At 42.3% G+C, this 11,778-nt stretch carries 8 protein-coding genes and 2 tRNA genes; 9 read left to right on the top strand and 1 reads right to left on the bottom strand.

All coding sequences use genetic code 11. The annotated features are described in order from the left end of the window. Positions 1–232: 232 nt before the first annotated feature. From AC4E96_RS03265 to metH, 3 genes are all read left to right on the top strand, one after another. Positions 233–1,126, top strand: coding sequence for a methyl-accepting chemotaxis protein (locus AC4E96_RS03265; RefSeq protein WP_488032897.1), 894 nt, complete (start codon positions 233–235; stop codon positions 1,124–1,126). A 252-nt stretch (positions 1,127–1,378) separates the two neighbouring features. Continuing rightward, entirely contained in the window at positions 1,379–2,359 is a 981-nt protein-coding gene (locus AC4E96_RS03270) for a homocysteine S-methyltransferase family protein (RefSeq protein ID WP_490254902.1), read from the top strand. Next, positions 2,356–4,995, top strand: coding sequence for a methionine synthase (gene metH, locus AC4E96_RS03275; RefSeq protein WP_490254897.1), 2,640 nt, complete (start codon positions 2,356–2,358; stop codon positions 4,993–4,995). The genes AC4E96_RS03270 and metH overlap by 4 nt, the downstream gene beginning before the upstream one ends. A 116-nt stretch (positions 4,996–5,111) precedes the next feature. On the opposite strand, the gene AC4E96_RS03280 is transcribed toward metH, so the two are convergent. Continuing rightward, a complete protein-coding gene (locus tag AC4E96_RS03280) occupies positions 5,112–6,536 on the bottom strand; it encodes a GNAT family N-acetyltransferase (RefSeq protein WP_490254898.1) in 1,425 nt (474 codons plus the stop codon). A 132-nt stretch (positions 6,537–6,668) separates the two neighbouring features. Here AC4E96_RS03280 and AC4E96_RS03285 point away from each other — a divergent pair, with 132 nt between their 5' ends. From AC4E96_RS03285 to AC4E96_RS03310, 6 genes are all read left to right on the top strand, one after another. Next, the gene (locus AC4E96_RS03285; protein WP_490254899.1) at positions 6,669–7,424 is read left to right on the top strand and encodes a DUF2189 domain-containing protein; all 756 of its coding nucleotides are present in this window, start codon (positions 6,669–6,671) and stop codon (positions 7,422–7,424) included. A gap of 3 nt (positions 7,425–7,427) precedes the next feature. After that, positions 7,428–7,907: a regulatory protein RecX gene (locus tag AC4E96_RS03290; RefSeq protein WP_488032902.1), complete on the top strand. Its 480-nt coding sequence runs from the start codon at positions 7,428–7,430 to the stop codon at positions 7,905–7,907. A 56-nt stretch (positions 7,908–7,963) separates the two neighbouring features. Then, positions 7,964–10,588 (top strand): alanine--tRNA ligase, encoded by a 2,625-nt coding sequence (gene alaS / locus AC4E96_RS03295; RefSeq protein WP_490254900.1) that lies wholly within the window; start codon positions 7,964–7,966, stop codon positions 10,586–10,588. Between the two features lie 581 nt (positions 10,589–11,169). After that, positions 11,170–11,361, top strand: a complete 192-nt coding sequence (csrA, locus tag AC4E96_RS03300; protein WP_215963951.1) for a carbon storage regulator CsrA — start codon at positions 11,170–11,172, stop codon at positions 11,359–11,361. A 155-nt stretch (positions 11,362–11,516) separates the two neighbouring features. Then, positions 11,517–11,609, top strand: a tRNA-Ser gene (locus AC4E96_RS03305). 21 nt (positions 11,610–11,630) lie between these two features. After that, a tRNA-Arg gene (locus AC4E96_RS03310) sits at positions 11,631–11,707 on the top strand. Positions 11,708–11,778: the final 71 nt, after the last annotated feature.

Here is an 11,778-nt window from a genome sequence, read left to right on the forward strand (position 1 = left end):
ACCTTAAGGTTATTTATCCGATAAGCCAGTTGGTTAAATTTTAACTTATTCGTTACATTTTGTTTCAGTAGCTGGGCTAAAAAAAATAATCCTAAGATTTTACTTTAACTTTTTGATATAAGGCTATAATTGTTCAAAGAACTGTTTAACCTATAAAGAAGTTATTTTTTTGGACGATAATAAGTGAGTTATTTTTGTTCGCAAAAGAGTCATATAAAGAAAGGTTTCCCAAATGTTGAATTTTTTCAAATCTGCAATTCCAGACGGACATACAACCGTAAGTATCCGAGAGTTAAATGAATTAAAGGAAAAAGCTGCAGCGTATGATGCCGCAGAGTTTTCTGGTGCACTCGATATTGCACATCAGATTCAAGAGAATGCTCAACGTGTTAACGAGACAGCTCTCAACAAACTGTCGACGGTTGAAACGGGTGTTGAAGAAGTCTCTGGTTTTATTAATCAGAGTACAGAAATTGAAATTAACTCTTCTAGTTCGAAGCAGAGCGCAGATGAAACCTTTCAGATGAGCCAAGATTCAATTACTCAGTTGGCTAGTCTTGTCACGAATATCAAAAACTCAGCGACCTTTATTTCCGAATTTACTCAACTCTTATCGTCTTTAGATGAAAACAGTAAAAACATCGACCATTTAGTAGAGGCAATTAAAGGCATCGCAGAACAAACCAATCTACTTGCACTTAACGCGGCAATTGAGGCTGCACGAGCAGGTGAGCATGGACGTGGTTTCGCTGTGGTTGCTGACGAAGTTCGCTCGCTAGCTAATACGGCGAATAGTTCTGCCGATCAAATTCAAACTGAGATGAAAAAGATCATGGATATTTCATCTTCGATTATTACCAAGCAGTCAGAAGTTGAAAACCTAATGGATACGTCGGTATCAATTGCCGATGACACAACTGAAAAACTTAGTTCATTAGCCGAATTAGCAGAAACGAGTAAGTCATCTGTTGAACAAACCATTACGATGGTGCAGCACCAGCTTTCTAATTCAGATGATATTATGGCGCACTTAGAACAAATTAAGCGTGAAACCGAAGCTGCGATTGAAGGGTCGGCCGATAATATACAATTGAGCCAACAATTGATTGAAGAACTGAGTAAATAGCATTATTCAGAGCGGGTCATTTTAAAGCGTTAAAGCCGAGTTTTTAAACTCGGTTTTTTTATAAAATAAACATATAGACATCTATACATCTAGATGTTGACTTTGGCGTTGCTTGGCGTAGTCTATATATTCTGATGGTTTTATTTTGTAGTGGTTAACGTGAGTAGTAATAATTGTCCTAACTTTCGGCCCGATTGCACCGAACAAATTAAACAACTTTTGAAACAACGCATACTTGTTCTCGACGGTGCGATGGGGACTATGGTTCAGCAGCAGTATCTTCAAGAAGAAGATTTTAGAGGTGAGTTGTACGCTGACTGGCCTGTGTTGCTCAGAGGCAATAACGACTTGCTAACGTTAACTCAACCAGCACTCATTTCTTCTATTTATAAAGCTTACTTAAAAGCTGGCGCTGATATTCTAGAAACGAATACCTTTAACGCAACACAAACATCAATGGCTGACTATGACCTAGAAGAGGCTGCGTATGACATAAATTTCCATGCAGCACGACTTGCAAGAGAAGCGTGTGATGAATTTAGTACGTCAGATAAACCTCGTTTTGTTGCGGGCGTTTTAGGCCCAACGGCGAAAACCACTTCAATGTCTCCCGATGTCAATGATCCCGGGTATAGAGCAATCACATTTGATCAATTAAAGGATGATTATTATCAGTCAACGAAGGGGTTACTAGCCGGTGGCGCAGACATAATTCTCGTTGAGACCGTTTTTGATACGCTTAACGCCAAAGCTGCGCTATTCGCAATTCAAACATTATTTGAAGATCTAAACCGCAAAGTCCCTGTAATGGTAAGTGGGACTATTACCGATGCATCAGGCAGAACCTTATCGGGCCAAACAACCGAAGCTTTTTATGCTTCTATCGCTCATGTCGAGCCACTTGCTGTTGGGCTCAACTGTGCCTTGGGTCCAGATATGCTCAGGCCTTATGTACAAACATTGGCCGAAATGGCGGATTGTTTTGTTTCTGTTCATCCTAATGCTGGGCTACCAAATGAATTTGGTGAATATGATTTAACGCCACCTCAGATGGCCGAACAGATGGGGGAATGGATAGATAGCGGCTGGGTAAATATTATCGGTGGTTGCTGTGGTACCACACCAAAGCACATTGAAGCGATAGCGAATGCTAGCCTTGGAAAAACACCTAGAATCCCACAGAAAAAGTCACCTGAAATGCGTTTGTCAGGTCTGGAGATGTTTAAGTTATGAGCCAGGAATTCAGCCGTTTTATCAACATTGGCGAGCGAACTAACGTTACAGGATCTGCCATTTTTAAACGCCTCATTCTCAACAATGACTTTGAAGCCGCCATCGAAGTCGCAAGACAGCAAGTCGAGAATGGTGCACAAATCATTGATATCAACATGGATGAAGCCATGTTGGACTCGGTAAAAGCGATGCAAACCTTTTGTAACCTTATTGCTGCTGAACCGGATATTGCCAAAGTACCCATCATGCTCGACTCTTCAAAATGGGAAGTCATCGAAGCGGGGTTAAAGTGTGTACAAGGCAAGGCAATCGTCAACTCTATTTCACTAAAAGAAGGCGAAGGTGAATTTTTACGACAAGCAAAGCTAGTTAAAAAATATGGTGCTGCGACAGTCGTTATGGCTTTTGATGAAGAAGGCCAAGCCGAAACTCGTAAGCAGAAGTTTGAAATCTGCCAGCGCGCCTATCAACTGCTTGTTACAAAAGTTGGTTTTAACCCACAAGACATTATTTTTGACCCAAATATATTTGCGGTGGCCACAGGTATTGAGGAGCACAATGACTATGCCGTGGCTTTTATTGAAGCGACTCGCGACATTAAAAAATATCTTCCTCACGCAAAAGTCTCTGGCGGCTTGAGTAACGTTTCTTTCTCTTTTCGTGGAAATAATCCAGTGCGAGAAGCAATGCACTCGGTGTTTTTGTACCATGCTATCCGCGCTGGATTAGATATGGCGATTGTCAATGCTGGCCAATTAACGGTTTATGATGATATTCCCGAAAACCTTAAAGTCGCCGTTGAAGATGTGATCCTCAATCGAGATCCTCTTGCCACAGAACGATTGTTAGAAATAGCCCCCTCATTTCAAGGAGATGGTCAACAAACTAATAAAAAAGACGACTCGTGGCGTCAGGAACCAATAGAAAAGCGCTTAGAAATTGCTTTGGTAAAAGGCATCACAGAATACATCGAAGGCGATGTGGAAGAAGCGCGTCAAGTCTACGACCAACCGTTATCAATTATTGAAGGGCCATTGATGGATGGCATGAATGTGGTCGGTGATTTGTTTGGTGAAGGGAAAATGTTCTTACCGCAAGTGGTTAAGTCTGCTCGAGTGATGAAACAGGCGGTTGCCTATCTCAATCCTTATATCGAAGCGTTGAAGACCGAAGCCTCCGCCAAAGGTAAAATCCTGATGGCGACGGTAAAAGGAGATGTTCATGATATTGGTAAAAATATCGTGGGTGTCGTTTTACAATGTAACAATTATGAGGTGATAGACCTCGGTGTCATGGTCCCAACTCAAACAATTATCGAGACTGCCAAAAAAGAGCAGGTCGATATTATTGGTTTATCTGGCTTGATCACGCCTTCACTCGACGAGATGGTACATGTGGCACAGGAAATGACTCGTCATGATTTTACTATACCTTTGCTGATTGGTGGTGCGACGACTTCCAAAGCTCATACAGCCATAAAAATAAATCCCCATTACGAACACCCGGTCGTATATGTGCCGAATGCCAGTAGAGCCGTATCTGTCGCTAGTAACTTATTAAGTACAACACTTAAAGACAGCTTTGTTGAACAAGTAAATAAAGAATACCATCGAGCTATAGAACAACATCAGCGAAAGCATCAACAAACAAGCTTGTTAACCTTAGAGGAAGCGCGAGCTAATCGTTTTGTCGACGAGCAACACCCAGAGAATATATTCGTCCCTAAACAATTGGGAGTCACGGTTTTAGACGAGATTGATTTGAGCAAACTCCGCGACTATATCGATTGGACGCCGTTCTTTTTAACGTGGCAACTGCATGGCAAGTACCCTCAAATTTTCAATCACACCTTAGTCGGTGATCAGGCACGTCAACTGTTTGATGATGCAAATACACTGCTTGATAAGATCATAAGTGAAAGGCGAATCAAAGCCAAAGCTGTGTTTGGCTTGTTTAGAGCAAACAGTGAAGCCGAGACTATTTTTGTCTATCCAGAAAAGAGTGACTCTAGTAATAAAACCAATAATGAAATCGAGCTTTATACACTGCGGCAACAAATCAAAACAAGAAACCAATCGCCCAATTATGCACTGGCTGATTTTGTAGCGCCAAAGTGCCTCGGCGTCGATGACTACATAGGTGGTTTTGCGGTGTCGACTGGGTTTGGTGCAGATGAACTTGCGGCTGAATATTTAGCCAAGAACGATGATTACAACAATATAATGGTTAAAGCCCTGGCGGACCGACTTGCAGAAGCATTGGCCGAATATCTGCACGAGAAAATTAGGCAGGAATATTGGGGTTATGCACCAGAAGAGAGTTTTTCAAATGACGACTTAATTCGTGAAAAGTATCAAGGCATTAGACCTGCACCAGGTTATGCCGCTTGTCCTGAACACAGTGAAAAAGAAAAACTGTGGGCGTTACTTGATGTAGAAAAAAATATCGGAATGACACTTACCGAAAGCTACGCCATGAATCCTGGAGCCTCGGTATCGGGGTGGTACTTTGCCCATCCTAAAAGCAAGTATTTTGCAGTGGGTCAAATCACTGACTGCCAATTACAAGCCTACGCGAAATTGAAAGACTGGCCTTTGGAAAAAGCCGAGCGAATGTTAGCGCCTAACCGTCAGTAGAATTGTTAGGCGAGCAACAACTAGGTTTACCATAGTGTTTATACGGTGGTGGTAAACTAAATGAAGGTGAGTAGGTTGATAGCCGAACACTAACGGTGCTGTTTTCTGGTTTCTGATTATGGGTCTGTTACTTTAAAAGGAAGTCTAGTTTCGCACTCTTTTATATATAGTTGATTGTGGACTTGTTCCTGACGGCAATAATCGTTGATTGCATCGTGAAATGGTGACTGAAATAGGTGGTGGTAAGAATGAGTAACAATCGGTCTAAAACCGCGAGGGATCTTATGTTCACCTTGGGTCCCCGGGTTAAATATGTCGATTTGCTTATTAATTGCATATTCGATTCCCGAGTAATAACAAGCCTCAAAATGAACCAAATCAAATCCTTCGTTGCTGCCCCAAAAGCGCCCACATAACACCGTTTTATCCCCTTGTTGTTGAATAAAGTAGAGAGCCGACGCAACCATTTCATCGCCGTGATAACAAACCAGTAGCCTGACTTTTGAAGCCAGGATTTCAAAAATTTCATTAAAGAAACCAAAGGTTAAATATCCTTGCCGGCCCCGTTTAAAATAGGTGTTATGGTAGTACTGATAAAACCGTACTCGCTCACTATGAGGGACTTCATCCCCCGACTTCCAAACACAACGGATACCAGCATCCGCTACCTTCTTACGCTCCTTTTTAATCATTTTTCGCTTTCTTGCCGTTAAGTCATTCAAGAAATCATCAAAAGATGCATACCGGTTGCTGCTGCCTAGTTTCTTATTAAACCAATGAAACTGATGTCCATGGCGTTCAATCAATTCAAAAGCGTCGGGTTGCCTGTATTCGTTTTCTGGTTGTGCGCCACTTTGAGATAACGGCTTAGTGTTTGACTCAATGGTGGAAGAGGTGACGCCTTTGTTATTCTCGAAAGACGCGGCAGGGAACAGCAAATGACCACCAGTTACCCCCGTTTCTTTTGCATAAGATAACACCGCCTGCCAGGCTTCGGCTTCTGTCATTTTGCTACTGCCAAGCCACTTTGAAGTCGGCACTGGTGTAAATGGAATGGCGCTGATAAGTTTTGGATAGTAGTCCAAACCATGGCGGTGATATGCATCGGCCCAAGCCCAATCAAAAACATATTCGCCATAAGAGTGATGTTTGATGTAACAAATAAACAAACCTATTTCTTTAGGAACTCGTGAATTTTGGTAAAGGTAATATTGCGCTAACCATCCGGTTTGTAGGCCATCTATTTTTTCATAATTCTGGGTTATGTTTTCATCAATGGTCACATTAGAATCGATACAGTCGTGCTTTTCGAGTGCAGATAGAAACTCAGCGCTGGTAAAGGGACAATCAGTATTAAAAAGAGACTTAAATTGCGCGGATGACAGCGCGCTCTTCAATTGCTCAATAGAAGAAAATACCTGCCAAACACCTTCACTTTTTGGAGGTTGTACGCTGTCGTTTGCGCTAGATTCGAGTGTCGAGTTATCGCTATGTTCGTTCATTGTGTCTGGGCTGTGCTTGTGATTTGATTCGTTCTTCACAAATATCCTTAAAAAACCTGAGTTGTAACACCCTTAGGTAATGGAAATACCATGCTATTCAGGTATTATTGCCTGATATTAAAACATCATTACTATTTTTCGTTAGAAAAAGCTTAATTTAGGCGCTCGTATATGCAACTAGAAGTTCACAAAAGACCAACATTATCGGCATTGACCTGGGTAAAACGTGGTTGGCGTATATTCACGTTAAACCCTTCTGTATTTATGGGAATGGCCGGTGTTCTGATGGTTGTGAGTCTGTTATCTGGACTGATCCCTTATTTTAATTTTGTCGCATTACTCATCATTCCATTTCTAACTGCTGGTTTTTATCAAGTATCTTCTCAGATTGAACAAGACCAAAAGGCCAGCGTCTCAGATATTTTTGAGTATTTTAGTAAACTCAAAGAATACCGTATTTTCTTTAGAGTTGCGGCAGTATCTGTGTTGTTGTCTATTCCAGTTACGGCAGTAGCGACAGGGATGATGGGCCAGTTAGCCGAACAACAAGTCCCTGAGTTTAGCCAAGTTTTGATGTTAAGCGTTTTGTTGCTGATCAACTTTATGGCAACCGCCTTTTTGATTCAGTCGGCTTGGGTTGCACCAGAGAGCTCAATCGTTGATTTAGTAAAGTTGAGCTTTCAAGCCTGTTGGTTAAATGGCATGCCTTTAACCATCTACGGATTGATTTCATTATTCATCATGTTAATCGCAATGCCTATTTTATTGGTGGGTTGGGTAATCGCCTACGCGGCGCTCATGCTGATGTTTCTTCAGGCGTTTTTAGATATTTATCGCCCAGTTCAGGAAGGTGGTCTTGAACAAAGTGACGAGAACGAGACAGCGTCAGTTCAATCACAAACAGAAAACAAAATAGACGAAGAGTAGTGAATGGGTTTTAATCCGGGAATTAAATACGATCCCATAACGGACCCAAAAAAGCTTTATAACCGAGCGCTCTACTGGTTATCTAAGAGAGACTATTCGGTTGCCGATTTCCAAAAGAAACTCGACAAGGTTTGCGAAATCGAAGAAATGAAAAATACTTTACTAACCAAGTTGATCGAAAACGACTGGCTTAGTGAAGAGAGGTATATTAAGGCGTTTATTCGTCATAAAGTGTCCTCTGGCTTGGGTTGGTATCGAATTTTAAACGACCTAAAACAGCACGGCGTCAAAAGTCAGGACGCAGAACATTGGCTTGAGGAGTCTGACACGGATTGGTTTGAACAGGCCAAAGACACCTACCAACGGAAATATGGTGAAACGCTCATTGAAGACCAAAAGGAAAGGGCCAAGCGATTTAGATACATGCAGTATCGAGGTTTTTCAATAGACCAAATAAATTACGCGATATCGACCGACGAATAAGTCGATAGAGCAAAGAACTTACGACAGCAGTAACACATAACAGTCAGGTAAAGCGAATGTATAACACAACGGCCAGTTTAAGAACGGCATTTTTAGAGTATTTCAAATCGAAAGAACATCAGATTGTTCAGTCAAGCTCACTTGTACCGGGCAATGACCCAACATTGTTATTTACCAACGCGGGCATGGTGCCGTTTAAAGATGTGTTTTTAGGAGCGGAAGCTCGACCATATACTCGTGCAACGAGCTCTCAGCGATGTGTTCGTGCTGGTGGTAAACACAATGACTTAGAAAATGTGGGCTACACTGCTCGTCATCACACGTTTTTTGAAATGTTAGGTAACTTCAGCTTTGGTGACTACTTCAAGCAGGACGCCATTAAATACGCGTGGGAGTTTTTGACCAAAGTACTTCAATTACCTGAAGAAAAGTTACTTGTTACGGTTTATGAAACCGATGACGAAGCGTTTGATATTTGGAACAAAGAAATTGGTGTTCCCGCAGAAAAAATCATTCGAATTGGTGACAAGTCTCCAGAGAAAAAATACGAGTCAGACAACTTCTGGTCAATGGGTGACACTGGACCTTGTGGCCCATGTTCTGAGATTTTCTTTGATCACGGTGAACACATTTGGGGTGGTCCTCCAGGATCGCCAGAAGAAGATGGTGACCGTTTTATCGAGATTTGGAACATTGTATTTATGCAATTTAACCGTTCTGCAAACGGTGAAATGGCGCCTCTACCTAAGCCTTCAGTGGACACAGGTATGGGTATTGAGCGTATTGCTGCAATTTTACAAGGCGTTCATTCAAACTACGAAATCGACATTTTCCAAAACCTGATCAAAGCGACCGCTGAGTTATTAAACGTTACTGATTTAGAAAACAAATCTTTGCGCGTGATTGCTGACCACATCCGTTCGACTTCTTTCCTTATTGTTGATGGTGTGATGCCGTCGAACGAAGGGCGTGGTTATGTGTTACGTCGTATTATTCGTCGTGCGGTTCGCCACGGTCATAAGCTTGGCGCTAAAGGCGTATTCTTTAATAAACTTGTTGCAACTCTCGTTGAGCAAATGGGTGAAGCCTATCCTGAACTTGCTCAAAAACAAGCGGTTGTCGAAAAGATGTTACGCATTGAAGAAGAGCAGTTTGCTAAGACATTAGAGCGTGGTTTGGCGTTATTAGAGTCGAACTTGGCGACGTTAGAAGGGACACAAATCCCGGGTGAATTGGTATTTAGCCTTTACGACACTTATGGCTTCCCTGCTGATTTGACGGCTGACATTGCGCGTGAAAAAGAATTAACCATTGATGAAGCTGGCTTCGAAGAGTACATGCTTGCTCAGCGTAAGAAGTCTCAAGCGGCGTCTTCATTCAAAGCGGATTACAACGACCAAATTACGAGCGCTGAAACCTCTGAGTTTAAAGGCTATGACGCAACTGAGTTTGATGCAAAAGTACTTGAGCTATTTGCGGAAGGTCAATCGGTTGAGTCACTGACTGATGGTCAACAAGGTATTTTGGTTTTAGATAATACGCCATTTTATGCGGAATCTGGTGGTCAGTCAGGCGACAAAGGTGAAATTACTCTGGCTGGTGGCTCGTTCGTTGTCGCTGATACTCAAAAGCTAGGTAACGCGATTGCTCATTACGGTACGGCAAATGGCCAAATCAATGTCGGTGAACAAGCCAAAGCGGTAATCGATACAGCACGCCGTGAAGCAATCAAGAAAAACCACTCTGCCACACACTTAATTCACGCTGCGCTTCGCAACGTATTGGGCGAGCATGTTGGTCAAAAAGGTTCATTGGTAGAGGCGGATAAGTTCCGTTTTGACTTCTCTCATTATGAAGGTGTAACGGCCGATCAAATTAAGCAAGTTGAACGTGAAGTAAATCATCAAATTCAGCGCAACTTACCACTAGTAACTGAAGTCATGGCGATTGACGATGCCAAAGCAAAAGGCGCGATGGCACTCTTCGGTGAAAAGTACGACGATGAAGTACGCGTTGTGACTATGGGTGACTATTCAATCGAATTGTGTGGTGGTACACACGTTAACCGCACTGGAGATATTGGTCTTTTCAAAATCGTCAGTGAAGCTGGCATCGCAGCAGGCGTTCGTCGAATTGAAGCTGTGACTGGATTAGCGGCTATTGAACACGTTCATGCACTTGAGTCGACAATCCAAACGGCAGCGAATTTATTAAAAGCTGAGCCGTCAGCATTAGTTGATAAAGTTGAGCAGGCAATTGCTAAATCTAAGTCATTAGAAAAAGAACTACGCCAGTTACAAGACAAATTGGCAAGCCAACAAGGCAGCAACTTAACGGAACAAGTGAAAGTGGTAAATGGAGTTAACACCCTGATCGTTAACTTAGGCGCTGCCGATCCGAAGTCGTTGCGTGGCTTGGTTGATGATCTTAAAAACAAACTTGGCTCAGTTGTCTTACTTCTTGTAGCAAGTAATGACAGTAAAGTGAGTTTAATTGCCGGCGTTACTAAAGATTTAATTGGTAAAGTTAAATCAGGCGACTTAGTAAATGCAGCCGCAGCTGAAGTAGGTGGAAAAGGCGGTGGTCGCCCTGACATGGCTCAAGCTGGTGGCTCACAGCCTGAAAATGTGGATGCAGCTCTTGCAGCAGCAGAAGCCTTTATTGCATCAAAACTAGCTTAACCTTCTTCAATAAATACAAAGCGTCATGGTTTTGAGTTTACAGACTCAAACATGACGCTTTCTCTTATCTAGGCCCAGCCGAGTCTGATCTTTCTTTGCGTTTAAGTCGTATTATATTATGTAGTTATCAATAATTGAGTTCTACAGAAGGTAATTATAAAAATCTTTAGGCTCACTCGTTTTATACAGCAGGTTTCCTACACAGTCGTACCCATATTGGTAATTCTTTGAAAAATTTAATTTATTTCAATATCGATTATGCAAATATTGGGATCTGTTGCTAAGATTTCTGTTGTCGTTGAATGATTTAGTAACAAAAGATTGGCAGCAGGGCGCAGTCATTCGTTTGTAGTGTATTGACGTATTATTTCAACCGACCTTAACCCTAAGGTTATGAATTATTGATAAAAGGTAAATGGAACTGGGACAGTATGCCCTTAGAAGTTTTAAGCATGTTGGCCTGTAAAATCAATTAAATTGTAAGATGCTTTGACTCTAGGTAGAATAGCGTCTATCGGAGAAGTCCGGTACGGAGCTTTCACTTTTGAAAGAAACCTAAGTAAGCATATAAGGAGCTTAGAATGCTTATACTAACTCGTCGTGTTGGTGAAACGTTAATGATTGGTGATGAAGTCACCGTCACCGTCTTAGGAGTGAAAGGCAACCAAGTAAGAATTGGTGTTAATGCCCCTAAAGAAGTCGCGGTTCACCGTGAAGAAATCTACATGCGAATTCAAGCGGAAAAAGGCGGTACGCCTTCGGAAGCTGAATAAGCAAATCAACCGGCCTTTGGCCGGTTTTTTTATATTTGGCTGATAAATTACTAAAAGGCGGGGTAATTGGTTAAAATCAGCGCAGTTGACTAAGCAATGTTAAATTTTTGTTTGACTTATTTTCTTAGATCATTACTATACACCCCGCATTGATTGGAGAGGTGGCCGAGTGGCTGAAGGCGCTCCCCTGCTAAGGGAGTATAGGGTTTGTAGCCCTATCGGGGGTTCGAATCCCCCCCTCTCCGCCATTCAATGTGTTTAAGTAATGCGCGCTCGTAGCTCAGCTGGATAGAGTACCTGGCTACGAACCAGGCGGTCGGAGGTTCGAATCCTCCCGAGCGCGCCATTCTTAAAGTTTAATATTGCGCGCTCGTAGCTCAGCTGGATAGAGTACCTGGCTACGAACCAGGCGGTCGG

The organism is Psychrosphaera sp. (assembly GCF_982872775.1).

Coding starts and splice junctions, on each gene's coding strand:
- AC4E96_RS03265 (WP_488032897.1), top strand. CDS start 233: ATGTTGAATTTTTTCAAATCTGCAATTCCAGACGGACATACAACCGTA.
- AC4E96_RS03285 (WP_490254899.1), top strand. CDS start 6,669: ATGCAACTAGAAGTTCACAAAAGACCAACATTATCGGCATTGACCTGG.
- alaS (WP_490254900.1), top strand. CDS start 7,964: ATGTATAACACAACGGCCAGTTTAAGAACGGCATTTTTAGAGTATTTC.
- metH (WP_490254897.1), top strand. CDS start 2,356: ATGAGCCAGGAATTCAGCCGTTTTATCAACATTGGCGAGCGAACTAAC.
- AC4E96_RS03270 (WP_490254902.1), top strand. CDS start 1,379: ATGGGGACTATGGTTCAGCAGCAGTATCTTCAAGAAGAAGATTTTAGA.
- AC4E96_RS03290 (WP_488032902.1), top strand. CDS start 7,428: ATGGGTTTTAATCCGGGAATTAAATACGATCCCATAACGGACCCAAAA.
- csrA (WP_215963951.1), top strand. CDS start 11,170: ATGCTTATACTAACTCGTCGTGTTGGTGAAACGTTAATGATTGGTGAT.